Genomic DNA, 26815 nt, shown 5'->3' with positions numbered 1-26815 from the left:
CGATCGGGGTTGGCGTCGGCGACCCGGGCCGCGTTGTGTCGTGGCGGTTTCGAGCTCACGGGGACAATGATGGGGTGGCCGGCGCAGGCCGGTGGACCCCGAGGTGAGCGAGGAACGATGACCACGGCGAAACAGTCGGCGACCGCGGAGATGAGCGTCGCCGACCACGAGGCGGTCCTCACCGAGCTGGCGGAGGCGCTGCGCCGAGTACGCGGCGGTGACCTGAAGGTCCGGCTTCCCCGGCGCTCCGGCGCGGCCGGGGAGGTGGCGGACGCCTTCAACGACGTGGTGTCGCTCCAGGAGCGACAGCATCTGGATCTACGGCGGATCAGCCGGGTGGTCGGTCGGGACGGCCGGCTGACCGAGCGGCTGGACGAGGAGGGGTTGGACGGCTCGTGGGCGGAGGGCCAGCGGGCGGTCAACTCGTTGATCGACGACCTGGGTCGGCCCACCACGGAGATCGCCCGGGTCATCGTCGCGGTCGCCGACGGTGACCTCTCGCAGCACATGGCGTTGGAGATCGACGGCCGTCCCCTGCGCGGTGAGTACCTGCGCATCGGCCGCACGGTCAACACCATGGTCGATCAGCTCTCCTCCTTCTCCAACGAGGTGACCCGGGTGGCCCGGGAGGTGGGCACCGAGGGCAAGCTGGGCGGCCAGGCCGATGTGCGGGGGGTCGCCGGCACCTGGAAGGACCTCACCGACTCGGTGAACACCATGGCCTCGAACCTCACCGGGCAGGTGCGGTCGATCTCCCAGGTGGCCACGGCGGTCGCCAAGGGTGACCTGAGCCAGAAGATCACGGTGAGCGCCCGGGGCGAGGTCGCCGAGCTGGCCGACACCATGAACTCGCTGACGGACACCCTGCGTCTCTTCGCCGAGCAGGTGACCCGGGTGGCCCGGGAGGTGGGCACCGAGGGCAAGCTGGGTGGTCAGGCCGAGGTGCCCAACGTGGCCGGCACCTGGAAGGACCTGACCGACAGCGTCAACTCGATGGCCTCCAACCTGACCGCTCAGGTGCGCAACATCGCCCAGGTCTCCACGGCGGTGGCCCGGGGTGACCTGTCCCAGAAGATCACCGTGGCGGCGCAGGGCGAGATCCTGGAGCTGAAGGACACCGTCAACACGATGGTGGATCAGTTGTCCTCGTTCGCGGATGAGGTGACCCGGGTGGCCCGTGAGGTGGGCACCGAGGGCAAGCTCGGTGGCCAGGCCCAGGTACGCGGGGTCTCCGGCACCTGGCGGGACCTCACCGAGAACGTCAACCAGTTGGCCGGCAACCTGACCAGCCAGGTGCGCAACATCTCCCAGGTGTCCACCGCGGTGGCCAAGGGTGACCTTTCCCAGAAGATCACCGTGGATGCCCGTGGCGAGATTCTGGAGCTGAAGGACACCGTCAACACGATGGTGGATCAGTTGTCCTCGTTCGCGGATGAGGTGACCCGGGTGGCCCGGGAGGTGGGTACCGAGGGCAAGTTGGGTGGTCAGGCCCAGGTGAAGGGGGTCTCCGGCACCTGGCGGGATCTGACCGACAATGTGAACTCGATGGCCTCCAACCTGACCAGTCAGGTGCGCAACATCGCCTCGGTCACCACCGCGGTCGCCAAGGGTGACCTGTCGCAGAAGATCACCGTGGACGCGCGCGGCGAGATCCTGGAGTTGAAGAACACCGTCAACACGATGGTGGATCAGTTGTCCTCGTTCGCGGATGAGGTGACCCGGGTGGCCCGTGAGGTGGGCACCGAGGGCAAGCTCGGCGGTCAGGCCCAGGTACGCGGAGTGGCCGGCACCTGGCGGGACCTGACGGACAACGTGAACTCGATGGCCTCGAACCTGACCAGCCAGGTGCGCAACATCGCTCAGGTCTCGACCGCCGTGGCCAAGGGTGACCTGTCGCAGAAGATCACCGTGGATGCCCAGGGCGAGATTCTGGAGTTGAAGAACACCGTCAACACGATGGTGGATCAGTTGTCCTCCTTCGCCGACGAGGTGACCCGGGTGGCCCGGGAGGTGGGTACCGAGGGCAAGTTGGGTGGTCAGGCCCAGGTGAAGGGGGTCTCCGGCACCTGGCGGGACCTGACCGACAACGTGAACTCGATGGCCTCGAACCTCACCAGTCAGGTACGGAACATCGCCTCGGTCACCACCGCGGTCGCCAACGGTGACCTGTCGCAGAAGATCACCGTGGATGCCCAGGGCGAGATTCTGGAGTTGAAGAACACCGTCAACACGATGGTGGATCAGTTGTCCTCCTTCGCCGACGAGGTGACCCGGGTGGCCCGGGAGGTCGGCATCGAAGGCAAGTTGGGTGGTCAGGCCCAGGTGAAGGGGGTCTCCGGCACCTGGCGGGACCTGACCGAGAACGTCAACCAGCTCGCCTCCACCCTGACCACCCAGCTGCGGGCGATCGCCCAGGTGTCGACCTCGGTGACCCGGGGCGACCTGACCCAGCGAATCGCGGTGAAGGCGCAGGGCGAGGTCGCCGAGCTGAAGGACAACATCAACCAGATGATCGTCACCCTGCGGGAGACCACCCACAAGAACGCCGAGCAGGGCTGGCTGGACTCCAACCTGGCCCGCATCGGCGGCCTCTTGCAGGGCCAGCGCGACCTCGGCGAGGTCTGCCGGATGATCATGATGGAGGTGACTCCGCTGGTCGACGCCCAGCTAGGGGCATTCTTCCTGGCGGACAACTCCGAGGGGGTGATGCGGCTTCGGCTGACCGCCTCGTACGGCTATGTGTCCCGAGGTCACGAGGTCACCTTCGGCCCCGGCGAAGGGCTGGTCGGGCAGACCGCCCTCTCCCGCCGCACGATCCGGGTCGGTGCCGTGCCGGACGGCCGGATCACCCTGCGCTCCGGGCTGGCCGACACCCCGCCGGCCGACCTGGTCGTGCTGCCGGTCCTCTTCGAGGGCGAACTGCTCGGGGTGATCGAGTTCGCCAGCGTCACCCCCTTCTCCGAGCTGCACCTGTCCTTCCTGGAGCGGCTGGTGGCCACCATCGGCATCGCGGTCAACACCATCCAGGCCAACCGGCGTACGGAGGAACTGCTAGCCCAGTCGCAGCGGCTGGCCCACGAGTTGCAGGAACAGTCCGCGGAGTTGCAGCGCACCAACGCCGAACTGGAGGAGAAGGCGACCCTGCTGTCGGAGCAGAAGGGCAACATCGAGACCAAGAACCGGGAGATCGAGTTGGCCCGGCTCGGTCTGGAGGAGAAGGCGCAGCAGCTCACCCGGGCCTCGGCGTACAAGTCGGAGTTCCTGGCGAACATGAGCCACGAGCTGCGTACCCCGCTGAACTCGCTGCTGCTGCTGGCGCGGCTGCTGGCGGAGAACTCGGAGCGCAACCTGACCCCTAAGCAGATCGAATTCGCCCGTACGATCCACGGCTCCGGGTCGGATCTGCTGCGCCTGATCGACGACATCCTCGACCTGTCCAAGATCGAGGCAGGGCGGATGGACGTGGAGCCGACCGAGGTCCGGTTCGCGGAGATCCGTGGCTACGTCGAGCAGGCCTTCGCCCCGCAGGCCGAGGAGAAGGGCCTGGAATTCCAGGTACAGGTCGGCGAGGATCTGCCACCTGCGGTGATCACCGACGCCCAGCGACTCCAGCAGATCCTGCGCAACCTGCTGTCCAACGCGGTGAAGTTCACCGACAACGGCGCGGTCACCCTGCGCATCTCCCGGGCACCGGAGCAGGCGGTCTTCGACGTACCGGCGCTGACCAACGCCCGTCAGGTGATCGCCTTCACGGTGATCGACACCGGCATCGGCATCTCCGACGACAAGCTCTCCCTGATCTTCGAGGCCTTCCAGCAGGCGGACGGCACCACCAGCCGTCGCTACGGGGGCACCGGCCTGGGGTTGTCCATCAGCCGGGACCTGGCCCGGCTGATCGGCGGCACGATCACCGTCAGCTCCGTACCCGGTCAGGGCTCGACCTTCACCCTCTACCTGCCCGACGTGCTGGCCCCGGACGCCGTGGTGGCCCCGGCGCCGCCCTCCCCGCAACGGGCCGGCCTGCCCTCGTCGTTGCTGATGCCGCCGGTGGAGTTGCTGCCACCGCAGCCCGAGGCGCCGAAGACCCGCCAACTGGACGGGGCCACCGTGCTGATCGTCGACGACGACGTACGCAACGTGTTCGCCCTGACCAGCGCGCTGGAACTGCACGGCATGACGGTGCTGTACGCCGACAACGGCAGCGACGGGGTACGCCTGCTGGCCGAGCACCCGGAGGTCGACATCGTCCTGATGGATGCCATGATGCCTGACCAGGACGGGTACGAGACGACCCGGCAGATCCGGCGTAACCACCGGTTCGCGGACCTGCCGATCGTCTTCCTGACCGCCAAGGCGATGCCCGGTGACCGGGAGTCGGCGATCGCGGCGGGGGCCAGCGACTACATCACCAAGCCGGTCGACCTGGACGAGCTGATCGAGCTGATGGGCTCCTGGATCAGTGGCAGCCGCACCGAGGAGGGCTCGTGACGCAGGTGGCGAAGGCGCTACTGGTCGATGACCGCCGGGAGAACCTGCTGGCCCTGGAGGCGATCCTCCAGGGGCTGCAGGTGCAGTCCGTGGCGGTGGAGAGCGGCGAAGCGGCCCTCAAGCAACTGCTGGTCGACGATTTCGCGGTGATCCTGCTGGACGCCCAGATGCCGGACATGGACGGCTTCGAGACGGCCAGCCACATCAAGCGGCGGGAACGCACCCGGCACGTACCGATCATCTTCCTGACCGCCGCCGACCGGGACGCCCAACTGGCCTTGCGCGGCTATGCGGTCGGCGCGGTGGACTACCTGACCAAGCCCTTCGACCCCTGGGTGCTGCGGGCCAAGGTCTCCGTCTTCGTGGAACTGTGGACCAAGACCCGCCAGTTGGCCGCCCAGTCGGAGATGGTCCGCGAGCGCGACGCCCAGTGGCGCCTGCTCACCGACGCCGTGGACGAGGCCACCACCCTCCTCCGCACCGCCACCGACACCCCCGAAGCTGTCGCCCAAGCCCTGACCACCCTCGAACAAGCCCGCTGGGGCCCCACCCCCGACTAACCCCACCCCCCAGCCCAATTGTCACGTTGATCATGAGGTTAGCGGCAGATTGAAGATCAAAAAGTGCCGCCAACCTCATGATCAACCCGCCGGATGGGGGTGGGGTGGGGTGGGGTGGGGTTAGGGGGTGGGGGCGTCGTTGCGGATCATCAGGGCGCTGCGGAGGCCGGTGATGTCCAGGACGCGGAGCAGGAACTCGCCGACGTTGGTCAGCATGAGCAGGCTCTGGGCGTGACTGGCCTTGCGGCTGAGTACGACGAGGGTGCCGAGGCCCTGGGAGTCGCAGAAGGTGACCTCACCCAGGTCGAGCACGATCCGGGGCGGCGGCTCGGCGAGGACCTCGTTGACGACGGTCGACAGTTGGGCGGCCGTGAGCATGTCGATCTCACCGGCAAGGCGCAACACTGCTTCGTCGCCCGCTCGATATACGGTGATGGACAGTTCGGCACGATCCACCGGGTCAGCCTATCGCGATCTCGCCCCTTCGGCCTTCCGAGGCGAGCCGGCCCGGGGTGACCTTTCGCAGGTGAGCCTGGTAACCCCGATCCGGGGTACCTGCCGGTGCTCCGATCGGCGCTGACACAATGGCGACATCGTGACCGAGGTGACTTCCGCCGGATCCGACCGCTACCCGGTCGACGCTCCGGCCTCAGCGGCCCTGTTCGACCGCGCTCGCGCCATCGTGCCGGGCGGGGTGAATTCACCTGTGCGTGCCTTCCAGGCCGTCGGTGGGACCCCCCGCTTCATGGTTCGTGGTGAGGGCCCCTGGCTGTACGACGCCGATGACCGGCGCTACGTCGACCTGGTGTGCTCGTGGGGGCCGTTGATCCTGGGCCACGCGCATCCCGAGGTGGTCGCGGCGGTCCAGGCCGCCGCCGCCAAGGGCACCAGCTTCGGTACGCCGACCCCCGGTGAGGTGGACCTGGCCGCCGAGATCGTCGCGCGGACCCCGGTCGAGCAGGTCCGACTGGTCAACTCGGGCACCGAGGCGACCATGTCGGCGATCCGGTTGGCCCGTGGGTACACCGGCCGGTCGAAGATCATCAAGTTCGCCGGCTGCTACCACGGTCATGTGGATGCGCTGCTGGCCGCCGCCGGGTCCGGCGTGGCCACCCTGGGCCTGCCCGACTCGCCCGGCGTCACCGGCGCCGCGGCCAGCGAGACGATCGTGCTGCCGTACAACGACATCGCCGCGGTCGAGGAGGCCTTCGCCGCCGAGGGCCAGCACATCGCCGCCGTGATCACCGAGGCGGCGGCGGGCAACATGGGGGTGGTCGCCCCCCGGGACGGCTTCAACGAGCAGTTGGCGCGGATCGCCCACGCCAACGGTGCGCTGCTGATCATCGACGAGGTGATGACCGGGTTCCGGGTCTCCCGCGCCGGGTGGCACGGCCTCGACCCGGTGGAGGCGGACCTGTGGACGTACGGCAAGGTCATGGGTGGTGGGCTGCCCGCTGCGGCCTTCGGCGGGCGCGCGGAGATCATGGCGCGACTGGCCCCGGCCGGCCCGGTCTACCAGGCCGGCACCCTCTCCGGTAACCCGCTGGCCTGCGCGGCCGGGCTGACCACCCTGCGGTTGGCCGACGAGGCGCTCTACCGCAAGCTGGACGAGACCGCCGCCGTCGTGGGCAAGCTCGCCACGGAGGCCCTGACCGCCGCCGGTGTCCCGCACCGGCTGTCGTACGCGGGCAGCATGTTCTCGATCTTCTTCACGGACGCCGACGTGGTCGACTACGACAGCGCCCGCACCCAGCAGGTGCCCGCGTTCAAGGCGTTTTTCCACGCGATGCTCGCCGCCGGGGTGTACCTGCCGCCGAGCGCGTTCGAATCCTGGTTCGTGTCGGCGGCGATCGACGACGCCGCCCTGGAACAGATCGCCGCCGCCCTGCCGGTGGCGGCCAATGCAGCGGCAGCGGCGGGCACAGGGGGGTAAGCACGTGAGCGCGAGGAGTGAGCCGGTTTTGCGAGCCCCGCAGTCGCGAGCCAAGGGGGCACAGCGGTGAGCAAGACGGTGGTCCATGTGCTTCGGCACGGTGAGGTACACAACCCGGAGGGCATTCTCTACGGCCGACTGCCCGGGTTCCGCCTCAGCGAGCTGGGTGTCCAGATGGCCAAGGCCGCAGCGCAGGGGCTCGCCGATCGCGAGGTCGTGCATGTGGTGGCCAGCCCGCTGGAACGGGCCCAGCAGACCGCCGAACCGATCGCCGCCCAGTTCGGACTGCCCGTCGGGGTGGACGAGCGGCTCATCGAGAGCGCCAACTGGTTCGAGGGCAAGAAGGTCTCGCCCGGTGACGGTTCCTTCCGGGACCCGCGTAACTGGTGGGTGCTGCGCGACCCGGTCACCCCCTCCTGGGGGGAGGCGTACCGGGCGATCGCCGAGCGGATGTTCGCCGCCCTGCACGCCGCCCGGGTGGCCGCCGAGGGCCGGGAGGCCGTCCTGGTCTCCCACCAACTGCCGATCTGGACCCTGCGCCGGCATGTCGAGCGCAAGCGACTCTGGCACGACCCCCGCCGCCGTCAGTGCGGGCTGGCCTCCCTCACCACCTTCCACTTCGACGGCGCGAAGGTCGTCGGCATCGGCTACTCCGAACCGGCCGCGCACCTGGTGGCGATGTCGGCGACCGCCCGGACGGCGAAGGGGGCCTGATGGGGCTCCGCAGGAGGTCGGTGGCCGGTCTGCTGGCCGCCGGCACCGCTGTGGCTCTGCTGGCCGGCTGTGTCTCCGGCGGCGGAGGGAAGCCGGAATGTGACAGCGAGGGCGGCATCGTGCAGTGCGCCCCCGACCAACGCTCCGCCGCTCCGAAGATCAGCGGTGAGCTGCTCAAGGGCGGCAGCTACGACGTGGCCGACCAGCGTGGCCAGGTGGTCGTGGTCAACTTCTGGGGCTCGTGGTGCGCGCCCTGTCGGGCCGAGGCCGAGGACCTGGAGAAGACCTACCAGGCGACCAAGGACTCCGGGGTCACCTTCCTCGGCATCAACGTGCAGGACAGCCGGGACAAGGCGATCGCCTTCGAGGAGGGCCGGGTCAGCTACCCGAGCATCTTCGATCCGGGCAGCCGGCTGGCCCTGGACATGGACATCCCGCCGAACACCATCCCGGCCACGGTCGTGCTCGACCGGGAGGGTCGGATCGCCACGGTGATCCGGGCGGCCGTCCGGCAGGAGGGCCTGCAACCCATCGTCGAGCGAATCGCCGCGGAGTCACCCGCGGCGTCCGGCCCACGCTGATGGGCGAGACCTTCGGACAACTCGCCGTCTCCGGTCCGCTGCTGTTGGCGATGGGGGCGGCGGCCCTGGCCGGGCTGGTCAGCTTCCTGTCGCCCTGCGTACTGCCGTTGATGCCGGGCTACCTCTCCTACGTCACCGGCCTGGCCGGTGCCGACCTGGAAGGCCGGGGTACCTCGTCTACCCCTGCGGCAGCGCAAGGGTCCGCCGCCGCCCGTAGCGGCGGTGTCGGCACTGTCGTACGGGATGAACAGCCCAGGGTGCGGGCCGCCGTGAAGGGGCGGGTGCTGGCCGGCACCCTGCTCTTCGTCCTCGGGTTCACTGTCGTCTTCGTCAGCACCGCGATCCTGTTCAGCACCATCGGCCGGGTCTTCTTCGATTACAAGCGTCCGCTGGAGATCGTCATCGGCGCCCTGGTGGTGCTGCTCGGGCTGGGCTACCTCGGGGTGCTGCCCGGTCTCCAGCGGGAACTGCGGATCAACCGGCTGCCCTCCGCCGGTCTGCTCGGTGCCCCCGTACTCGGTGCGGTGTTCGCCCTGACCTGGGTGCCCTGCACCGGGCCGACCCTCGCCGCGGTGCTCGGCATGGCCGCCACCAGCGGGCAGACCGATCGGGCGGTAGTGCTGGCGGTGGCGTACTGCCTGGGGTTGGGCATCCCGTTCGTCGTCTTCGGGCTGGGCTTCAACCGGCTGCTCGGGGTGTTCCAGGCGATCCGGCGCAACAGCCGCTGGGTCACCCGCATCGGTGGCGCCCTGCTGATCCTGATCGGGTTGGCACTGGTCACCGGCGGCTGGACCAACGTGGTGATCTGGTTGCAGACCACCATCGGCGTAGGTGATTTCCAGGTGAGCATCTGATGACCGCTGTGGACGACCGGCCGGCCGACACCCCGGCCAAGACGCCCCGCCGCCCCAACCCCCTGCTGGCCCTGGCGCGCAACTCGTGGCGGCAGCTGACCAGCATGCGTACGGCGTTGGTGCTGCTCTTCCTGCTGGCGGTCGCGGCCATCCCCGGGTCGGTGCTGCCGCAGCGCGGGGTCAACCCGGAGGATGTCCGCGACTTCTTCACCGAGCACCCCGACCTGGCCCCCTGGCTGGATCGGATCGGTGCCTTCGAGGCGTTCAGCTCGGTCTGGTTCTCCGCGATCTACCTGCTGCTGTTCACCTCGCTGATCGGGTGCATCACCCCCCGGCTGGCCGATCACATCCGGGCCCTGCGGGCCCGGCCCCCGGCCGTACCGAAGCGGCTTGGTCGGCTGCCGCAGCACACCGTGGTGCCCGCCCCCGAGGGTGGGGTGGCCGCGGTCGCCGAGGCCCTGCGGCGTCGGCGGTGGCGGGTGGTGGTCCGGGGCGACGAGGTCTCCGCCGAGAAGGGCTACCTCAAGGAGACCGGCAACCTGATCTTCCACACCTCCATGGTGGTGGTGCTGCTAGGTGTCGCGCTCGGCTCCTGGTACGGCTGGCAGGGCAACCGCCTGCTGGTCGCGGGCGAGGACCGGGTCTTCTGCAACACCCGCCAGCAGTACGCCGAGATCAAGCTCGGTCCCCGGGTCGGCGACGACCTGCCCCGGTTCTGCATGCAGTTGGACGAGTTCGACGCCCGTTTCCTGCCGACCGGTCAGCCCTCGTCGTATCGCGCGAAGGTGACCGTGGACGAGAACGGCGGTGCCCCCCGGACGGCGGAGTTCTCGGTCAACTCGCCGCTGCGCCTGGACGGGGCGAACGTCTACCTGCTGGGGCACGGGTACGCCCCGGTGATCCGCTACACCGACCGGTTCGGTGGTACCCAGACCAGCGCAGTACCGTTCCTCAGCAACGGTGATGTCGGGATGACCAGCGAAGGGCTGGCCGCCTTCCCGGACGCCAATGTCGATCCCGACACCGGCGAGCGCGACCCGAACCTCCAGGTGGCCTTCGACGGGCTGTACCTGCCGACCGCTCCGCAGGAGCCCCCGTTCACCCGCTCCGAGCACCCGACCGAGCAGAACCCCCTGCTCGGCCTGGTGGCCTACCGGGGCAACATGGGGCTGGACGCCGGCATCCCCAGCTCGGTGTATCAACTCGACCAGCGTCAGGTGCGCAACGGTCGGCTCACCGAAATCGGTGCGAAGGAGCTGCGGCTCGGGGAGAGTTGGACCCTGGACGACGGCACCACTGTCGAGTTCCTGGGCTCCGAGCCGTACATCGTGATCTCGGTACGCTACGACCCCGGTACGACCTTGCTGCTGATCAGCTCGATCGGCCTGGTGTTCGGGCTGATGGGGTCGCTGTTCGTCCGGCGTCGGCGGGTCTTCGTCCGGTTGCTGCCAGCGGGTGCGATCGACCCCGCAGATGGATCTCCGACGGGCGGTAGTAGTTTGATCGAGGTGGGCGGCCTGCCGCGTACCGAGCATCCCGGGTTCGCCGAGGAGTTCGCCCAACTGGTGGCGGCGATGCGCGGCGACCGGGTGGCTGACGGTGTACCGGACACGCGAGAAGGAGCCGAGTGATGTCCGAACTCTCCGACCAGATGGTCTCCATCACCACGATGGTGTACCTGCTGGCGATGATCGGTCACGCGGTCGAGTACGCCCTCGGCAACTCGCGGGCCGTGGCCGCCCCCGCCCGGCAACTGGTCGGTGCGGCCGTGGGTGCCGGTGGTGTGGCCGTGGCCGAGCGGGACACCCCGGTCGCCGATCCCGACGGACCGGCCCAGCGCACCGCCCGTCGGGCCGACCTGGCCGGTCGGATCGCGATCGGACTGACCGCCCTGGGCGCGGTGCTGCACCTGGTCGGGCTGATCACCCGGGGTATCGCCGCCGAGCGGATGCCCTGGGGCAACATGTACGAGTTCGTGCTCACGGTCTCGTTCATCGGGGTGGCCGCCTGGCTGGCCGTGCTGGTGAAGGTGCCCTCGCTGCGCCGGTTGGGGCTGTTTCTGACCCTGGTCATGGTGCTGCTGGTGGCCACCGCCGAGCTGGTGCTCTACACCCCGATCGTGCCGCTGGTGCCCGCGCTCAACTCGTACTGGTTCATCGTGCACGTGTCGACGGTCGTCTTCGCCTCGGGTCTGTTCCTGCTCGGCGCGGTGCCGGCCTCGGCGTACCTGATGCGGGCCGGGTACGAGCAGGGCAAGCGCAGCTTCCCGTACACCCTGGCGAAGAGGCTGCCCGCGGCGGCCGGCCTGGAGCGGTTCACCTTCGTCCTGCACGCCTTCGCCTTCCCGCTCTTCACCTTCGCGGTGATCGCCGGGGCGGTCTGGGCCGAGGCGGCCTGGGGTCGGCCGTGGGGCTGGGACCCGAAGGAGACCTGGTCCTTCATCTCCTGGGTGATCTACGCCGGATACCTGCACGCCCGGGCTACGCCGAGCGTGAAGCGCAACGTGGTCGCCTGGCTGGCCATCCTCGGCTTCGCGACCGTGATGATGAACCTGTTCGGCGTGAACATCTTCTTCGAGGGCCTGCACTCGTACGCCGACGTCTGACGGAACGCGCCCGGTTACGCCGCAACTGCGGTAACCAGGCGCATCTGATGCTGCGGTGTCAGTCGTCTCCCTGGGCTGCCCGGCCGCTGGGCAGGTCCAGTGCGGAGTCGATCCCGTCGAGCACCTCCGGCTTGTCCGCACCGGCGCTGCGCAGCAGGTCGATGACCACCATCCGGACGTGGCCGACAATCGTGCTGACCGGCAGCGCACCAACGCCGAGCGCGCCAGCGTACGGGTGTTGCGGACGGCGTAATCGATCTGGTTGGCGGCGTTGCGCGCGGCATCGACACGGGACCGGTTGCGCCGCTCCCAGACTGCCAGGCGCAGGTTCTCGTCGGCGACCGACACGGCCCGGCGCAGCGCTGCGGTACGCGAGTCCAGTTGCTGAGCCCGCCCGAACGCGGTGACGGCCGCCTGCTTGTCGTGCCGCTGCACCGCCTGACGGATGTCGTCCAGCACCCCGGACAGCTCCGCGAACGTCCGCCGACCTTCGGTTTCCAGAGGCCCGAGCGGCGACTGCGCGCCGACGACCTGGGTGATCAGCAACGCGATCGAGCCGCCGATCAACGCGTCGTAGAGGCGGGTCGGCTCCAGTTCCCCGCCCGGCGGCACCACGGCGACCAGGAAGAGCGCGGAGGTGGTCAACTGGTTGCGGACCACGCCGGGGGCGCCGGCGGCGATCGTCAGCCCGGCCGAGGCCAGGATGACCACGAAGATGGCGGCGGTGGAGCGGGCGCCGAACACCCAGACGACGACCTCACCGAGGATCACGCCGACGGCGATACCGGCCAGAACCCGCACGGCCTGCCGCAGCCGTACACCCCGGGCCTGCGACAGGACGATCAGCGCGGCGGCCCGCCGAACGAGCACCCACCCGGGCGGCCCGACCGTCGCCACTGACCGGCCCGACGACCCGTCAGGCCCGGAGGAAGGGCAGCAGCAGGGCGGTGAGTTCGGCCGGCTGCTCCTCGAAGAGCCAATGGCCACTGTCCTCGATCACCTCGCCGGTCACCGAGTCGGCGTACTGGCGGACCTGATCGGCCACCTGGCCGCCGAGGCTCGCCTGCGCGCCGATGGCGAGCACCGGCATGGCCAGCTTCGACTTGCGGTACTCGGCGTTGTCGGCGATGTCCTGCCCGAACGCACGGAAACATTCGAAGCTCGCCCGCAGGCGGGCCTCGTCGCGCAGGGGCCGGGCGTACTCCTCGATGTCCGCCGCGTCCAGGCTGTCCTTGCGGATCATCAACGAGTCGGTGAACTGGTCGACCCAGAGCGCCTCGCGGCCGGCGACGAGATTCTCGGGCAACCCGTTGGTCAGGTTGAAGAAGCCGAAGTTCCACACCGCCGGACCGGCGGCCGTCAGTGCCGGGAAGGTGTAGATGCTCTCGTCGGGGATCGGTGCCTCGCTGAGCACCAACCGACTCACCCGGTCCCGGTGGGCTGCGGTGTACGCGTACGCGACCATGGTGCCGATGTCATGGCCGACCAACCGGAGGTCGCGGTCCAAGCCCAGGGTGGTGAGCAGCCCGTGCAGGTCGGCGGCGAGGGTCTTCTTGTCGTAGCCGTCGGGCGGGGCGTCGCTGCCGCCGAAGCCCCGCAGGTCCGGCGCGATCACCTCGAACGACCGCCCTAACTCCGGCAGTACGTGCCGCCACATGTACCAGGACTGCGGATAGCCGTGCAGTAACACCAGCGTGGGCCCGATGCCGCCCCGGACGTAGTTGATGGTGACGTCACCGACCTGCGTCCGCTGCTCGGCGAAGCTCGTTGGAATCCGTCGCTCACCCATCGTCACCTCTCTGCCTCGTCCGGGCGATTCGCCCGGTGGTCGGCTTTCCGGCGTCGACGACTACCCGGCTGGCCTACTCTCATGCCGCCGCGTGTTAATAGGGGACCCCTGCTCTACCGGAGGCGTTAACAAGGGGCCCTTCCTTTCACGGCATAGCAGTGGGGGAGACTTGCTGTCATGGCTGCTCGTGGGTTTCCGTACACCGATCTCAAGGATTTCCTGGTGGCGCTGGAGCGCGCCGGTGAACTGCGCCGGGTCGGGGTCCCGGTCGACCCGACACTGGAGATCAGTGAGGTGGTGACCCGTACGGTCCGGGCCAATGGGCCGGCGCTGCTGTTCGAGCGGCCGACCCGAGGCGAGATGCCGGTGGCGATCAACCTGTTCGGCACCGAGAAGCGGACCGCGATGGCCCTCGGGGTGGAGTCCCTGGACGAGATCGGCAACCGGATCGGGGAGATGCTCAAGCCGGAACTGCCGATGGGCTTCTCCGGCATGATGGGCGGCCTGGGCAAGGTCATGCAGCTAAAGTCGATGCCCCCGAAGAAGGTCAAGACCGCCCCCTGCCAGCAGGTGGTCTACCGGGGCAAGGACGTGGACCTGAACCGGCTGCCCGGCCTTCAGGTGTGGCCGGGTGACGGCGGGATCTTCCACAACTTCGGGCTGACCCACACCAAGCACCCGGAGACCGGCAAGCGCAACCTCGGGCTGTACCGGCTCCAGCAGCACAGCCACAACACCCTCGGCATGCACTGGCAGATCCACAAGAACTCCACCGCCCACCACGCCGTCGCCGAGCGGCTCGGCCAGCGGCTGCCGGTGGCCATCGCGATCGGCTGCGATCCGGTGGTCAGCTACTCGTCCAGCGCGCCCCTGCCGGCCGACATCGACGAGTACCTGTTCGCCGGGTTCCTACGCGGCGAGCGGGTGGAGATGGTCGACTGCCTGACGGTGCCGTTGCAGGTGCCGGCGCACGCCCAGGTGGTGCTGGAGGGCTACCTGGAGCCCGGTGAGCGCCTGCCGGAGGGACCCTTCGGGGACCACACCGGCTTCTACACCCCGGTGGAGCCCTTCCCGGTGCTGCACGTCGAGGCGATGACCATGCAGCGCGACCCGGTCTACCACTCGATCGTCACCTCGCAGCCTCCGCAGGAGGACCACGGCCTGGGCAAGGCCACCGAGCGGATCTTCGCCCCGCTGCTGCGGTTCCTCATCCCGGACATCGTCGACTACGACCTGCCGGCCGCCGGGGTCTTCCACAACTGCGCGATCGTGTCGATCCGCAAGCGCTACCCCAAGCACGCGCAGAAGGTGATGAACGCGATCTGGGGCGCACACATGATGTCGCTGACCAAGCTGATCGTGATCGTGGACGAGGACTGCGACGTGCACGACTACAACGAGGTGGCCTTCCGCGCCTTCGGCAATGTCGACTACTCCCGGGACCTGCTGCTGACCGAGGGCCCGGTGGACCACCTGGACCACGCCTCGTACCAGCAGTTCTGGGGTGGCAAGGCCGGCATCGACGCCACCCGCAAGCTGCCCAGCGAGGGCTACACCCGGGGCTGGCCCGAGGAGATGACCATGACCCCCGAGGTCGTCTCCCTGGTAGACAAGCGCTGGAAGGAATACGGCATCCAATGACGCCCCCCTCCACCCCACCCACCCCCCGCGACCCCTCTCCCCGCCGCGATCTTGCATTTTCGGTCGCTGATTCGTCCGCTTCGGCCGGGTCTGTCCCGACGGAAAGTGCAAGATCGCGGGGGCGGGTGAAGGCGTTTCTGCGGCTTGTGGCGATCGAGCACTCGGTGTTCGCCTTGCCGTTCGCTTACCTGTCGGCGTTGACCGCTATGTCGGTTAACGGGGGGCGGGTGCGGTGGCTCGACCTTGGGTTGATCACTGTGGCCATGGTGGGGGCGCGGACCTTCGCCATGGCGGCCAACCGGATCCTGGATCGGCGGATCGACGCCCGGAATCCGCGTACCGCCAATCGGGAGCTGGTGACCGGGGCGGTCAGCCTGCGGACGGCCTGGACCGGGGCGGGCGTCGCCCTGGCGGTCTTCCTGGCCGCAGCCGCCCTGCTCAACCCCCTCTGCCTGGTGCTGGCCCCGCTGGCGGTGGTGCCGCTGATCGTCTACCCGTACGGCAAGCGGTTCACCAACTGGCCGCACGCCATCCTGGGCCTGGCCCAGATGGTCGGCCCGGTCGGCGCCTGGCTGGCGGTCACCGGCACCTTCGCCGGCTCCGGCCCGGCCTGGCTGCTCGGCGCCGCCGTCGGTTTGTGGATCGGCGGCTTCGACCTGATCTACGCCTGCCAGGACGCCGAGGTGGACCGGGAGATCGGGGTGCACAGCGTCCCGGCCCGGTACGGGCTGCGGTTCGCCCTGCACGCCTCCACGGTGTCGCACGTGGTGACATTCGTGCTGTTCGGCTGGTTCGGGGTGCTTGTCGGCTTCGGCTGGCTCTGGTGGATCGGGCTGGCGCTGACCGCGGTCGCCTTCGGCTACCAGCATCTGGTGGTCAAGCCGACCGACCTGAGCCGGGTCAACCGGGCATTCTTCACCGCCAACGGCTTCGTCGGCATCGCCCTGTTCCTCTTCGCCCTGCTCGACCTGGTGATCCGCCTGGGCCTGCGGCCCTGACCCCGGCCGGTTCCCTCCCCGTTCGGCGGGGTGCCGACCCGACGGCGGTGGCGACCAGGCAGGCTTGGGAACATGCGCGAACCATGGGTGATCGGGGTGTCCGGGGCGTCAGGTACGCCGTACGCGGCTGCGGTCCTTCGCGGACTGCTGGACGCCGGGCAGTCGGTGGACCTGATCGTCTCCCGGGCGGCCCGGTTGACCGTTCTGGACGAGACCGGGCGTCCGTTCCGCGACGCCCACTGGGCCGCGGACCTGGCCGCCTGGCTAGGTCGTGATCTCGACGACGCGGATGTGCGGCACTGGCCGGCCGGCGACCTGGCGGCCGGTCCCAGCAGCGGGTCCTATCCGGTACGCGGAATGGCCGTGGTGCCCGCGAGCACGGCGGCCTGTGCCGGTATCGCGATCGGGTTGTCCAAGGACCTGTTGCAGCGCTCCGCCGAGGTGAACCTCAAGGAACGCCGGCCGGTGGTCGTGGTGCCCCGGGAGACCCCGGTGACCCGCAGCCACCTGGAACACCTGATCGCCCTGCACGACGCCGGGGCGGTGGTGCTGCCCGCCAGCCCCGGTTTCTACGGTGCCGGAGCTGCCGCCTCCGCCGCCCAACTGGTGGATTTCGTGGCCGGCAAGGTGCTCGACGCCCTGGGGGTGCCGCACACCCTGTTCCGCAGATGGGCCGGAAAGGTGAACGCGGACCGGACCTGAGAGCCGGTCCGCGTTCGATCCGCACCACTTCAGTACATGCCGGCGTTGGCCGGGCCCGGTCCGGTCGGGGCGGCTGGGCCCGTACTGCGCGGTCTGCCCATGTCATCCGCCTCTTCCAGCATGCCCTCCCCTTCAAGCAGGGCCCGCACCTCGGATTCCCGAAACCGGCGATGCCCTCCTGGAGTCCGGATACTGCCGATCCGGCCCGCCGCCGCCCAGCGCGTCACGGTCTTCGGGTCAACCCGAAACAACGCGGCGACCTCACCCGGTGTCAGCAGGCGATCTCCAGTGTCCACAGCCCCCTCCTCGCGTCGACGAAGCCCCCGGCTGAACACACTGCCCCCGGCCGGTGCGAGCCCAGAGCCGTCATGAGGGACGTATGGCAATTACAGCACCGCCGACCTGGCGTGTCCGTCAAACGCGAAAAATGCACTGAGTGGGAAGTTAGTAATGGTACCGGCGCCCCGCCCTCAGGACCTTTGGTATGCGAACTGTAGCGCTAGGTAATTCACCCCGGATGCCGACGTCCTGGTGCCACCCGGCGACGACTAGGGTCTACAGTCCGTGGACGCCATCGACCTCGCCCTCGTGGATCTGCTGCGCGGCAACGCCCGCCTCTCGTACGCCGAACTCGCCCGCCAGGTCGGGCTCTCCGCGCCCGCAGTGCACGAACGCGTCGGCAAGCTGGAGGCCGGTGGGGTGATCCGCGCCTACCGTGCCGAAGTCGAGCCGGAGACCATCGGGCTGGCCGTGACCGCTCTGATCAGCATCGTCGAGGACTCCAACGCGGACACCGACGACGTGCTGGAGGCCTTCCGGGCCATCCCCGAGATCGAGTCCTGCTACTTCATGGCCGGGGTCGAGTCCTTCCTGCTCAAGGCTCGGGTGAGCACCATCGCCGAGCTGGAGCAGTTGATCGTGCGGCTGAACCGTACCCCCGGGGTGGCCTCGACCCGGACCAGCATCGCGCTGTCGACCAAGTGGGAGAACCGTCCACAGCCGGTCGGGCCCTCCTCCTGAAGGCCCAGCGCTCAGGCGCGCTTGCTAGGTTCCGAAGGTGACTCAACTCGACCGGTGTGACGAGGCGAGCCGACGGTGGGTGACCGAGGCGATCGCCGCTGTCGAAGCCGACGCGAACCGGTCCGCCGACACCCACCTGCTGCCGTTTCCGCTGCCCCGACAGTGGGGCATCGATCTCTACCTCAAGGACGAGTCGGTCCACCCGACCGGGTCGCTGAAGCATCGCCTGGCCCGTTCGCTGTTCCTCTACGGGCTCTGCAACGGCTGGATCGGCCCGGACACCACCATCGTGGAGGCATCCTCCGGCTCCACGGCCGTCTCCGAGGCGTACTTCGCCCGGATGCTGGGCCTGCCCTTCATCGCGGTGATGCCGGCCTCCACCTCGCCGGAGAAGATCGCCCAGATCGAGTTCCAGGGCGGTCGGTGTCACCTGGTCGAGGACCCGGCGAAGGTGGTCATCGAGGCCCGCTGGCTGGCCGAGGACTCCGGCGGGCACTACATGGACCAGTTCACCTACGCCGAGCGGGCCACCGACTGGCGGGGCAACAACAACATCGCCGAGTCGATCTACGCGCAGCTGGCCCTGGAGCGTCACCCCGTACCCGCCTGGGTGGTGGTCGGTGCCGGCACCGGCGGCACCAGCGCGACCATCGGCCGCTACGTCCGCTACCGGCGACTGCCCACCAAGCTCTGCGTGGTCGACCCGGAGAACTCCGCCTTCTATCCCGCCTGGCAGGCGGCGAACTGGTCGGTGTGCACCGGGCGAGGCTCCCGGATCGAGGGCATCGGCCGACCCACCGTCGAGGCCTCCTTCCTGCCCTCGGTGGTGGACCGGATGGTGCAGGTGCCCGACGCCGCCTCGCTGGCCGCCATGCGTTCCGGCTCGGCGGTGCTGGGCCGGCGGGTGGGAGGCTCTACCGGCACCAACCTGTGGGGGGCCTTCGGACTCATCGCCGAGATGCTGGCCGCCGGCCGGACCGGCTCGGTGGTCACCCTGATCTGCGACGCCGGTGACCGGTACGCCGACACCTACTACGCCGACGAGTGGGTGGCGGCGCAGGGCCTGGACCTGGCCCCGCACCTGGCCACGATCGAACGCTTCCTGACCGACGGCAGTTGGCCGGCCTGAGGACGCCGAGTCACCTGCCCCGGCGGGCCAGACCCGGGTAGTGCAGGACGAAGCCGTCGGGGTCCATGTCGATCTCGGCGCTGAAGCTGCCACTGGCGTACCGGAACCGGTCGCCGCCCAGCGCGGTGTAGACCTGCTCGGCGGGCAGCACCGTCAGGCTGGGCACCAGCACCCAGGCCACCCTGATCGGGAAGTTGGTGCCGGCGGGCTGATCGGCCAGCCGGAGCCGGCGCACCGGCAGGGTGTTGAACAGCGGCGAGCCGCCCAGATCGACATCCAGGGCGTCGGCCAGCCGGTCCGGATCCTCCACCCCCGGCAGCCCGGCCGGGGCGTGGCCGGTGGCGGTCAGGGCAGCGTCCAGATCACCCTGCTCGGCGGCCGTCACCCGCCATCGGTCGCTGGCCCGTTCCAGGCGTACGCTCCGCCGCCAGCCCGCTCCCTCGACCTCGACCTCCAGCCGAAGACTCACCCACTGGGGGTCGGTCAGCAGTTGATAACGACAGGTGTACGGGATCGGATCCGCAGCCACCTGTGTGCCGTGCGCCGCCAGTCCGTGGCTGTCGTCGGCCAGGGCGTGTTCGGCCCCGGCGGTGTCGATCCGGGTCCACAGCAACGACTTCGGCATGGTCGGCATGAACCGGACGTTACGCCACCCGGCCCTCGCCCGGCAGCGCCTTGCCCCGAAGGCCCGGTCGTACGAGGGGCCCGTCACCCCGAAAGCATGATCGCGCTCGATGTGGGATCGAGTGGCCAAGGCGAACCTTCAGACCACTCGATCCCTGATCGAGCGCGATCTTCTATCTCAGACAGGGACTCAGGTCAGTGGGTACGCACCCGGGGGCGCCCACCCGACCCACGCCACTCCTCGCGCGGCCGGTCCTGCGGGCCCCGAGCGTCCGAGCGGGGTCGGTCGCCGTACCGGCGCTCGCCACGACCCTGACCGCCGTAACCCCGCTCACTGCGGATCGGGTCGCGGTAACCGCCCTCGCCCCGGCTGTCGGTCCGGTAGCCACCCTCGCCCCGGCTGTCGGTGCCGTAACGGCGCTCGCCCCGGCTGTCGCTCCCGTAGCCGCGCTCGCTCCGGCTGTCGGTGCCGTAGCGGGCCGTGCTGCGGGTGTCGTCGCTGTAGCGGCGCTCGGTGGGCCGGTCACGGTAACGGCGCTCCGCGGTGGGTCCGTCGCCGAAGCGGCGCGGGCCACCCGGGCGGCTGCTGCGACGCGGGCCCTCCGGCTCCTCGCGTACGGGCACCCCACTCGGCTCCCGCGCCCCGGTCAGCTCGGTCAGCGCCGGGTCCCCGGCCCGTACCCGGGTCTCCGCCGGCTGCACCCCGGCCTTCTCCATCATCGCCAGGGTGGTGCGTCGCTGCTTGGGCAGCACCAGAGTGGCCACCGCACCGGTCTCCCCGGCGCGGGCGGTGCGGCCGGCCCGGTGCAGGTAGTCCTTGGGATCCTTCGGCGGGTCGACATGCAGCACCAGGGAGACCCCGTCGACGTGGATGCCCCGGGCCGCCACGTCCGTGGCGACCAGCACGGTGGTCCGTCCCTCGCGGAACTCGGCCAGGGTGCGGGTACGCATCCGCTGGGTCTTGCCGCCGTGCAGCCCGCCGGCCCGGACACCGACCGCCGCGAGTTGGCTGACGAGTCGGTCCACACCTAGCTGGGTGCGGGCGAAGACGATGGTCCGACCGGCCCGCGCCGCGATCGAGGCGGTCACCGGGAACTTGTCGCTCGGCGGGATCAGCAGCATGTGGTGATCCATGGTGGACACCGCAGCGGTGGCCGGGGCGGTCGAGTGGGTGACCGGGTCGGTCATGAAGCGCCGCACCAGCGAGTCCACATCATTGTCCAGAGTGGCCGAGAAGAGCAGCCGCTGGGCGTGCGCCGGAGTCTTCGACAGCAGTTCGGTGACATCGGGCAGGAAGCCCATGTCGGCCATCTGGTCCGCCTCGTCGAGCACGGTGATCTCGACGTCGTCGAGCTGGCAGACGCCACGCTCGATCAGGTCGCCGAGCCGACCGGGGGTGGCCACCATGACCTCCACGCCGCGCCGCAGGGCGTCGATCTGGCGGTCGTAGGGCACCCCGCCGACGGCGGTCTTGACGAACACCCCGACCGCGCGGCCCAGCGGCAGCAGGGCGTCGCTGACCTGCATGGCCAGCTCCCGGGTGGGCACCAGGACGAGGGCCCGGGGGCGCAACGGCCGGGCCCGGTGCCCATCGCCGATCCGGGCCAGCAGCGGCAGCCCGAAGGCCAGGGTCTTGCCGGAGCCGGTCTGACCCCGGCCGAGCACGTCCCGCCCGGCGAGGGCGTCGGGCACGGTGGCGCGCTGGATCTCGAACGGTTGGGTGATGCCCTGGCGGGAGAGCGTCCGAACCAGCGGCTCGGGTAGGCCCAGGGCCTCGAAGCTGACCGCCTCGGCGGAGGCGGCGGGCGAGGCGGTGCCGATGTCGGTCGGCTGGGCGGCCGGGTCGGCGTCGGGGGCGGACAGGGGCGTGCCGGAGACAGCAGAGGTGGTCAAGAAATGCCTTTCGAGCGGGGCGCACGTTTGCGATGTCCCGCTGCGGCACGACGCCGCCGGATCTTCACGAGAACGCCCAGGGGCGCGCACGGTAGCGCGCCGGGTCAGTGATCACCTACAAGTGTACGGCGGCGGACGTTCCGCCACCCGGGTAGGCGTGGGGTAGTGGGCGGATTCACCCGCCGATCCACCGACAGCCGTCACTCCAGCAGGCTGCTGAGGGCATTGTTAGCCACCAGTACGACCAGCACACTGATCGCCACCAGCAGGACCAGGGCTACCGCCATCACGATCAGCACCCGGGTGGTGCTGCTGGAGCGTTCCGTGGCGGTGTCCGCCCAGCCCTGAGCCAGGATGTGCCCGGTCAGCGATCCGGAGTTCTCCGCCTCTGCGGCCGGGAAGGCGATCGTGGCGGAACTCGTACCACCGGTGTAGTAGGCGCTCAGATCACCGTCACCGGTACGCGGCGCGGCCGGCGTGACGCCGGCTCCCGGGGACGCGGCTTCCGGTGCGGGAGCCGGTGGGGCGGTACCCGCTGCGGTTGCCGATCCGGCGGCTGCCAGCAGACCCGGGCGGGTCGACTGGCGGGGCGCCGCACCGGACGAGCCGGGGGCAGCCTCGTCCCGGCGCCCGGTGGCACTGACCGGTGGTGGCCAGGTCGGCAGCGCCGGGGCCGGTACGACCGGCGGGGCCCCGGCAGGTTCAGTCCCGGTGGTGCCGCCAGCCCGGTTCGTCGTTCCCGGCGCCGTGCCGACCACCCACCCGGCGGGCGGCGCAGCGGGCCTGGAGGCCGGGGCCATGCTGGTGGCGGGTGGGGGCGGGAAGGGCGGGGCGGGCATCGGGCCCGGCGGAGGCGGTGGTGCCGGTATCGGCGGGCCCGGCATCGGGGTCGGCGGACCCGGCAACGGCGGGGCAGGCCTGGGGGCGGGCGGCGGCGCGGGCACCGGCCCCGGCGGATAGGGCACCGGCGGGCCCGGAACCGGCGGTGCAGGTGCAGGTGACGGCGGTGCAGGCGCCGGTGGCGGTGGCGCCGGTACAGGCGCGGGTGGTGCCGGCGGCTGCGGCGCGGGTTCCGGTTCCGGCGTCGGAGGCGTCGGCGGTTGGGCCGGCTCCGGCGGCTGCGCGGGCTCCGGCGGCTCGGGGCTGACCGGAGTCGACCGGTACACCCCGGCGGCCCTGCTACCGGCCCCGGCGGCCTGCGCCTCGTCCACGCTCACCCGGCTCATCCCCGGCACCCGGACACTGGCGCGCACCGACCCCCCTGATCCGGTCGCGGCCGGTGCGGCTGTCGGCGCGGTTTCCCTGCCGTCCGACCCGGCGGACCCGGTCGGCTCATGCGACCCGGTGGGCCGCTGCGGCCCTGCCAGCCCCTGCGGCCCAGTGGGCCCGTGCAGCGCGCTGGACCCGTACGGTGCGGTCGGGCGGGGAACGCCCGCTCGCCCCACGGCCGGCTGGCTGGTCTGGGTGGCTGAACCGGTCGCGGCCTTCGGCGTGCCCGGGGCGGGCTCGGTGCTGGGGGCGGGAGTCGATCCAGGGTCGGCCGTCGCCGGAACCTTGTGCTCGGTCATCCTCGCCTCCGCGCCACGCTTGCACCCGGATCCTCAACGCGACCGGGCGTGCCCTGAGTGACACCGTGCCACATTCCGGCGGTACGGCACAGCCGGAGTGCCCACACTGTTCCGAGTGCGGCCGTACGGTGCCGGCCGGGTGGTCTGTTCAGTCAGGCGCGGCTCGCCCTCCTCAGCGGCCACCGGCCGCTGAGGGGGTGGTGGCCGCCGAGGGGGTGGCCGAGACGCTCTCCTGGGGAGCGAGGCTGCTCGCCGCCGTGGTCGGGCTGTTGTCGCCCTCGTCGTTCTCGGGCGGAGGCGTCGTAGTCCGGGTCGGGCTCGGCGTCGTGGTGCCCGGTGGGGTGACCGACGGAGGCGGGGTCTCCGAGGGGGTGGGCGCCGGGGTCGGCGAGGGGGTCGTCGGCGTCGGCTTCGGAGTGGTCGGGTCCGGCTTCGGGGTGGTCGGGTCGGGCTTCGGGGTGGTGGGCTTCGGCGCCGGGGTGGTCGGCGTCGGCTTCGAAGGGGTCGGCGTCGGCTTCGGGGCCGGCGGGGTGGGGGTGACCGCCGGGGCGGGCACCGCGCCGACCACCCGGGTCGCCGCGTACAGGCGGGACCAGCGCACCGTGGAGATCTTCACCACGTCACCGCTGGTCGGGGCGTGGATCATCTTGCCGTTGCCGACGTACATCCCCATGTGGTGGATGGTCCGCCAACTGCTGCCGCTGGCGAAGAAGACCAGGTCGCCGGGGAGCAGGGCGGACCGGGAGACCGTCCGGGACCTGGTCGCGTAGTACTGGTCCCGGGCGACCCGGGGCAGCTTGTAGTAGCCCGCCGACCGGTACGCCGACCAGACCAGCCCGGAGCAGTCGAAGGAGTTCGGACCGGTGGCCCCCCAGACGTAGGGGTCGCCCAGTTGCCGCCGCGCGTACGCCAGGGCCGCCAGGGCGGTGGGGTGCGCGACCAGCCCGTCCGCCGACTGGGTGGGGTAGTCGGCACCCAGTTGCTGCTCGGCGCGTTCCTGCTGGCGGGCCAGCTCGACCAACTGGGTGGCGTTCTGCTCGCGCAGCTTGACCAGCTTGGCCTCTTCGTCGCGCAGCGCCTTCTGGGTGGCGGTGTGCTGGTCCCGGACCCCGCGCAACCGGGACTCGGCCGCGGTGTGCGCCTGGGTGGCCACCTGTTCGTCGGACTGGGCGCGGCTCAGCTCACCGGCCGCCGGGGCGGTGTCGTGCTCGGCCCGCTCGCCGAGGTTGGCCCGCCGGAGCAGGTCCAGATCGAGCAGATCGGTGACGAAGCCGGCGGGTGGCAGGGCCGCGTGCAGCTTGATCGCCTGGGCGGCGGCCTGGTCGGCGCGCTGCTGTGCCTGTTGCAGCGCGGCCGTGGCGAACTCCAGATCACGCGCGGCGCTGGCCTGTTGGGTCTCGGCCTCGGTGAGCTGCTGTTGCAGATCGAGTAGTTGGGTGCCCAGCTCGCCGATCCGGGCCTCGGCGGCGTTGATCTGTTGCTCGAGGGCGCTGCCGCCGGGCGAGATGGTCGTGGGAATCACACCGGGGGCGGTGGTCGCCGGGGCTCCGCCGGGCAGATTCAGCGGGCCGGTGAGCACCGGGCGGGAACCGGTGTCGGGCACGGTCACCGGCACCCCTGGCTCGGCGTACGCCGGTGCCGAGAGGACCGCGGTGGCGACGGCGCTGAGCAGCGCGGACCAGAGCATCGGTCGTAGCACCGGCGAGACCACCGGATGTTGCCGCTGCCGCCGTCGCCCGTGCTCGCTGCCGACCATTGTGCTCCTCGTCCGGTGGTGCTGCTCCGCGTCGTGATGGGAACGCGGTGGGTCGGGGACGGTACCAGGGTGTGTCGTCCCCCACCCTGTCTTACCTCACCGGCACCACAGTGTCGATGTCCGAACGGGTCACAGAAGGCTGAGAGTCCGGTTTGCCGGGGATGGTCCGACGGAGGGCGCTGTGAGCTGCCCCGGTCTCCGACGTAGGCTCTGAGATTGTGGCCAGGCACGGTCGCGACCGCAGTAGGAGGGGACGGGCTTTCGATGGACGCCGGACTCAAGCGTGAGCTCGAAGCGAAGGTGTACGCGGGGGAGCGGCTGACCCGGGAGGACGGCATCGCCCTCTACGCCAGCGACGACCTGACCTGGCTGGGCCGGCTGGCCCACCACAAGCGCACCGAGCTCAACGGTGACCGGGTCATGTTCAACGTCAACCGGCACCTCAACCTGACCAACGTGTGCAGCGCCAGCTGTGCGTACTGCTCGTTCCAGCGCAAGCCGGGCGAGAAGGACGCGTACACGATGCGTATCGACGAGGCGGTCCGCAAGGCCAAGGAGATGGAGGACGAGCAGCTCACCGAGCTGCACATCGTCAACGGCCTGCACCCGACCCTGCCCTGGCGCTACTACCCCAAGGTGCTGCGTGAGCTGAAGGCGGCGCTGCCGAAGGTCAACCTCAAGGCCTTCACCGCCACCGAGGTGCAGTGGTTCGAGAAGATCAGCGGCCTGAGCGCCGACGAGATCCTGGACGAGCTGATGGACGCCGGCCTGGAGTCGCTGACCGGCGGTGGCGCGGAGATCTTCGACTGGGAGATCCGGCAGCACATCGTCGACCACGCCTGCCACTGGGAGGACTGGTCGCGGATCCACCGGCTGGCCCACAGCAAGGGCATGAAGACCCCCTCGACGATGCTCTACGGCCACATCGAGGAGCCTCGGCACCGGGTAGACCACGTGCTGCGGCTGCGCGAGTTGCAGGACGAGACCGGGGGCTTCCAGGTCTTCATCCCGCTGCGCTACCAGCACGATTTCGTGGACTCGGCGGACGGCAAGATCCGTAACCGGATCCAGGCCCGCACCACGATGGCCTCACCGGCCGAATCGTTGAAGACCTTCGCGGTCTCCCGGCTGCTGTTCGACAACGTCCCGCACGTCAAGTGCTTCTGGGTGATGCACGGGCTCTCGGTGGCCCAGCTGTCGCTCAACTTCGGGGTGGACGACCTGGACGGCTCCGTCGTGGAATACAAGATCACCCACGACGCGGACTCCTACGGCACGCCGAACACCATGCACCGCGACGACCTGCTGCACCTGATCTGGGACGCCGGCTTCCGCCCGATGGAGCGCAACACCCGCTACGAGGTGGTCCGCGAGTACGACCCCGCGCCGAGCCTGGCGCAGCGTCGCGCCGAGCCGCAGCAGGTCTGGGCCTAAGGACTCGATCCCTCGGACGCGCTGGCCGCCGTGGTGCTGGCCAGCGCGAAGAGGGCCGAGTGGCCTCGCGTACCCTCGTCAGGGAGATGAGCGAGCAACAGAGCGGCTTTCCACGGCGCGACGCCGAGGGACGCATTCAGACCCTGGGCGACCTGCTGGGCGTGGCGCTGGCCGGTGCGGTCATCGGGATGCTGGTGCTGGTGCTCTTCGACGCGGCCTTCGCCTGGTTCGGTGCCGGTGACTTCGGTCAGGCCAACGGCTGGCTCGCGGTGATCCTGCCCGCCTGGCTGTTCTGGGAGGACTTCCGGGCCTGGGAGTTCGGCGCCCCCCGGGTGGTGGCCGCGCTGGTGGCCGTCGCGGTGGCGGTGGTGTCCGGGCTGCTGGTGGCCGGGATCGCTACCGGTCTGCCGCCGCTGGCCTCCGGCGGGTTGGCCGCCGCGACCTTCACGGTGGTGTACGCGCTGGTCTGGTTCCCGGGCGTGCGCTGGCTGGCCAACCGGACGAGCTGACCTCGGGTACGCGGATC

Annotated in this window: 22 protein-coding genes and 1 pseudogene; 15 read left to right on the top strand and 8 right to left on the bottom strand. The window is 70.2% G+C overall.

All coding sequences use genetic code 11. The annotated features are described in order from the left end of the window. Positions 1-117: 117 nt before the first annotated feature. On the top strand, positions 118-4488 hold the full coding sequence (locus OIE53_RS21255; protein ID WP_327023279.1) for a hybrid sensor histidine kinase/response regulator: 4371 nt from the start codon (positions 118-120) through the stop codon (positions 4486-4488). Then, positions 4485-5048 carry a response regulator gene (locus tag OIE53_RS21250; RefSeq protein WP_327023278.1) on the top strand — a complete coding sequence of 188 codons (564 nt, stop codon included), beginning with the start codon at positions 4485-4487 and terminating at the stop codon, positions 5046-5048. The genes OIE53_RS21255 and OIE53_RS21250 overlap by 4 nt, the downstream gene beginning before the upstream one ends. Before the next feature lie 120 nt (positions 5049-5168). Here the strand turns inward: OIE53_RS21250 and OIE53_RS21245 are convergent, their stop codons facing one another. Continuing rightward, a complete protein-coding gene (locus OIE53_RS21245; protein WP_327023277.1) occupies positions 5169-5504 on the bottom strand; it encodes an STAS domain-containing protein in 336 nt (111 codons plus the stop codon). 139 nt (positions 5505-5643) lie between these two features. Between OIE53_RS21245 and hemL the strand changes: the two genes are divergently transcribed. The 6 genes from hemL (at position 5644) to ccsB (ending at position 11735) form a co-directional block, all read left to right on the top strand. Beyond that, positions 5644-6981, top strand: coding sequence for a glutamate-1-semialdehyde 2,1-aminomutase (gene hemL / locus OIE53_RS21240; RefSeq protein WP_327023276.1), 1338 nt, complete (start codon positions 5644-5646; stop codon positions 6979-6981). Between the two features lie 66 nt (positions 6982-7047). Beyond that, complete coding sequence (locus OIE53_RS21235; RefSeq protein ID WP_327023275.1) at positions 7048-7695, top strand: histidine phosphatase family protein; 648 nt, start codon at positions 7048-7050, stop codon at positions 7693-7695. Next, positions 7695-8276 carry a TlpA family protein disulfide reductase gene (locus tag OIE53_RS21230; RefSeq protein WP_327023274.1) on the top strand — a complete coding sequence of 194 codons (582 nt, stop codon included), beginning with the start codon at positions 7695-7697 and terminating at the stop codon, positions 8274-8276. The genes OIE53_RS21235 and OIE53_RS21230 overlap by 1 nt, the downstream gene beginning before the upstream one ends. After that, the gene (locus OIE53_RS21225; RefSeq protein WP_327023273.1) at positions 8276-9130 is read left to right on the top strand and encodes a cytochrome c biogenesis CcdA family protein; all 855 of its coding nucleotides are present in this window, start codon (positions 8276-8278) and stop codon (positions 9128-9130) included. The genes OIE53_RS21230 and OIE53_RS21225 overlap by 1 nt, the downstream gene beginning before the upstream one ends. Next, positions 9130-10761, top strand: coding sequence for a cytochrome c biogenesis protein ResB (locus OIE53_RS21220; RefSeq protein WP_327023272.1), 1632 nt, complete (start codon positions 9130-9132; stop codon positions 10759-10761). The genes OIE53_RS21225 and OIE53_RS21220 overlap by 1 nt, the downstream gene beginning before the upstream one ends. Then, entirely contained in the window at positions 10761-11735 is a 975-nt protein-coding gene (gene ccsB, locus OIE53_RS21215; RefSeq protein WP_327023271.1) for a c-type cytochrome biogenesis protein CcsB, read from the top strand. Before OIE53_RS21220 ends, ccsB begins: the two co-directional genes overlap by 1 nt. A gap of 597 nt (positions 11736-12332) precedes the next feature. On the opposite strand, the pseudogene OIE53_RS28515 reads toward ccsB, so the two are convergent. Then, a pseudogene (locus OIE53_RS28515) lies at positions 12333-12536 on the bottom strand (hypothetical protein); the annotation flags it as partial. A gap of 115 nt (positions 12537-12651) precedes the next feature. Then, complete coding sequence (locus OIE53_RS21205; RefSeq protein ID WP_327023269.1) at positions 12652-13524, bottom strand: alpha/beta fold hydrolase; 873 nt, start codon at positions 13522-13524, stop codon at positions 12652-12654. Positions 13525-13701: 177 nt separating this feature from the next. Between OIE53_RS21205 and OIE53_RS21200 the strand changes: the two genes are divergently transcribed. The 3 genes from OIE53_RS21200 to OIE53_RS21190 all read left to right on the top strand — a co-directional run bounded on the left by OIE53_RS21200 (position 13702) and on the right by OIE53_RS21190 (position 16865). Next, positions 13702-15165, top strand: a complete 1464-nt coding sequence (locus OIE53_RS21200) for a menaquinone biosynthesis decarboxylase (RefSeq protein WP_327023268.1) — start codon at positions 13702-13704, stop codon at positions 15163-15165. Then, on the top strand, positions 15162-16163 hold the full coding sequence (gene mqnP, locus OIE53_RS21195; protein WP_327023267.1) for a menaquinone biosynthesis prenyltransferase MqnP: 1002 nt from the start codon (positions 15162-15164) through the stop codon (positions 16161-16163). Before OIE53_RS21200 ends, mqnP begins: the two co-directional genes overlap by 4 nt. A gap of 72 nt (positions 16164-16235) precedes the next feature. After that, entirely contained in the window at positions 16236-16865 is a 630-nt protein-coding gene (locus OIE53_RS21190; RefSeq protein ID WP_327023266.1) for a UbiX family flavin prenyltransferase, read from the top strand. 29 nt (positions 16866-16894) lie between these two features. Here the strand turns inward: OIE53_RS21190 and OIE53_RS21185 are convergent, their stop codons facing one another. Then, positions 16895-17161, bottom strand: a complete 267-nt coding sequence (locus OIE53_RS21185) for a BldC family transcriptional regulator (RefSeq protein ID WP_327023265.1) — start codon at positions 17159-17161, stop codon at positions 16895-16897. Positions 17162-17429: 268 nt separating this feature from the next. Between OIE53_RS21185 and OIE53_RS21180 the strand changes: the two genes are divergently transcribed. Continuing rightward, positions 17430-17885 carry an Lrp/AsnC family transcriptional regulator gene (locus OIE53_RS21180; RefSeq protein WP_327023264.1) on the top strand — a complete coding sequence of 152 codons (456 nt, stop codon included), beginning with the start codon at positions 17430-17432 and terminating at the stop codon, positions 17883-17885. Positions 17886-17922: 37 nt separating this feature from the next. Next, positions 17923-19014, top strand: a complete 1092-nt coding sequence (locus OIE53_RS21175) for a PLP-dependent cysteine synthase family protein (protein ID WP_327023263.1) — start codon at positions 17923-17925, stop codon at positions 19012-19014. 10 nt (positions 19015-19024) lie between these two features. Here the strand turns inward: OIE53_RS21175 and OIE53_RS21170 are convergent, their stop codons facing one another. The 4 genes from OIE53_RS21170 to OIE53_RS21155 all read right to left on the bottom strand — a co-directional run bounded on the left by OIE53_RS21170 (position 19025) and on the right by OIE53_RS21155 (position 24855). Further along, positions 19025-19648 (bottom strand): putative glycolipid-binding domain-containing protein, encoded by a 624-nt coding sequence (locus OIE53_RS21170; protein WP_327023262.1) that lies wholly within the window; start codon positions 19646-19648, stop codon positions 19025-19027. A 185-nt stretch (positions 19649-19833) separates the two neighbouring features. Next, positions 19834-21459 carry a DEAD/DEAH box helicase gene (locus OIE53_RS21165; protein ID WP_327027317.1) on the bottom strand — a complete coding sequence of 542 codons (1626 nt, stop codon included), beginning with the start codon at positions 21457-21459 and terminating at the stop codon, positions 19834-19836. 272 nt (positions 21460-21731) lie between these two features. Beyond that, on the bottom strand, positions 21732-22370 hold the full coding sequence (locus OIE53_RS21160; RefSeq protein ID WP_327023261.1) for a hypothetical protein: 639 nt from the start codon (positions 22368-22370) through the stop codon (positions 21732-21734). A 901-nt stretch (positions 22371-23271) separates the two neighbouring features. Continuing rightward, the gene (locus OIE53_RS21155; RefSeq protein ID WP_327023260.1) at positions 23272-24855 is read right to left on the bottom strand and encodes a C40 family peptidase; all 1584 of its coding nucleotides are present in this window, start codon (positions 24853-24855) and stop codon (positions 23272-23274) included. Positions 24856-25119: 264 nt separating this feature from the next. Between OIE53_RS21155 and mqnE the strand changes: the two genes are divergently transcribed. Together mqnE and OIE53_RS21145 are read left to right on the top strand one after the other, a co-directional pair. Continuing rightward, the gene (gene mqnE / locus OIE53_RS21150; protein ID WP_327023259.1) at positions 25120-26289 is read left to right on the top strand and encodes an aminofutalosine synthase MqnE; all 1170 of its coding nucleotides are present in this window, start codon (positions 25120-25122) and stop codon (positions 26287-26289) included. Positions 26290-26375: 86 nt separating this feature from the next. Next, positions 26376-26798 (top strand): hypothetical protein, encoded by a 423-nt coding sequence (locus OIE53_RS21145; RefSeq protein WP_327023258.1) that lies wholly within the window; start codon positions 26376-26378, stop codon positions 26796-26798. The last annotated feature ends 17 nt before the right edge of the window (positions 26799-26815 follow it).

Source organism: Micromonospora sp. NBC_01739 (genome assembly GCF_035920385.1).
GTDB lineage: Bacteria > Actinomycetota > Actinomycetes > Mycobacteriales > Micromonosporaceae > Micromonospora.
This window is presented reverse-complemented; position numbering and strand designations above follow the sequence as displayed.

Coding starts and splice junctions, on each gene's coding strand:
- mqnP (WP_327023267.1), top strand. CDS start 15,162: ATGACGCCCCCCTCCACCCCACCCACCCCCCGCGACCCCTCTCCCCGC.
- OIE53_RS21170 (WP_327023262.1), bottom strand. CDS start 19,648: ATGCCGACCATGCCGAAGTCGTTGCTGTGGACCCGGATCGACACCGCC.
- mqnE (WP_327023259.1), top strand. CDS start 25,120: ATGGACGCCGGACTCAAGCGTGAGCTCGAAGCGAAGGTGTACGCGGGG.
- OIE53_RS21200 (WP_327023268.1), top strand. CDS start 13,702: ATGGCTGCTCGTGGGTTTCCGTACACCGATCTCAAGGATTTCCTGGTG.
- OIE53_RS21190 (WP_327023266.1), top strand. CDS start 16,236: ATGCGCGAACCATGGGTGATCGGGGTGTCCGGGGCGTCAGGTACGCCG.
- OIE53_RS21255 (WP_327023279.1), top strand. CDS start 118: ATGACCACGGCGAAACAGTCGGCGACCGCGGAGATGAGCGTCGCCGAC.
- ccsB (WP_327023271.1), top strand. CDS start 10,761: ATGTCCGAACTCTCCGACCAGATGGTCTCCATCACCACGATGGTGTAC.
- OIE53_RS21160 (WP_327023261.1), bottom strand. CDS start 22,370: ATGCCCGCCCCGCCCTTCCCGCCCCCACCCGCCACCAGCATGGCCCCG.
- OIE53_RS21220 (WP_327023272.1), top strand. CDS start 9,130: ATGACCGCTGTGGACGACCGGCCGGCCGACACCCCGGCCAAGACGCCC.
- OIE53_RS21225 (WP_327023273.1), top strand. CDS start 8,276: ATGGGCGAGACCTTCGGACAACTCGCCGTCTCCGGTCCGCTGCTGTTG.
- OIE53_RS21230 (WP_327023274.1), top strand. CDS start 7,695: ATGGGGCTCCGCAGGAGGTCGGTGGCCGGTCTGCTGGCCGCCGGCACC.
- OIE53_RS21155 (WP_327023260.1), bottom strand. CDS start 24,855: ATGGTCGGCAGCGAGCACGGGCGACGGCGGCAGCGGCAACATCCGGTG.
- OIE53_RS21145 (WP_327023258.1), top strand. CDS start 26,376: ATGAGCGAGCAACAGAGCGGCTTTCCACGGCGCGACGCCGAGGGACGC.
- OIE53_RS21205 (WP_327023269.1), bottom strand. CDS start 13,524: ATGGGTGAGCGACGGATTCCAACGAGCTTCGCCGAGCAGCGGACGCAG.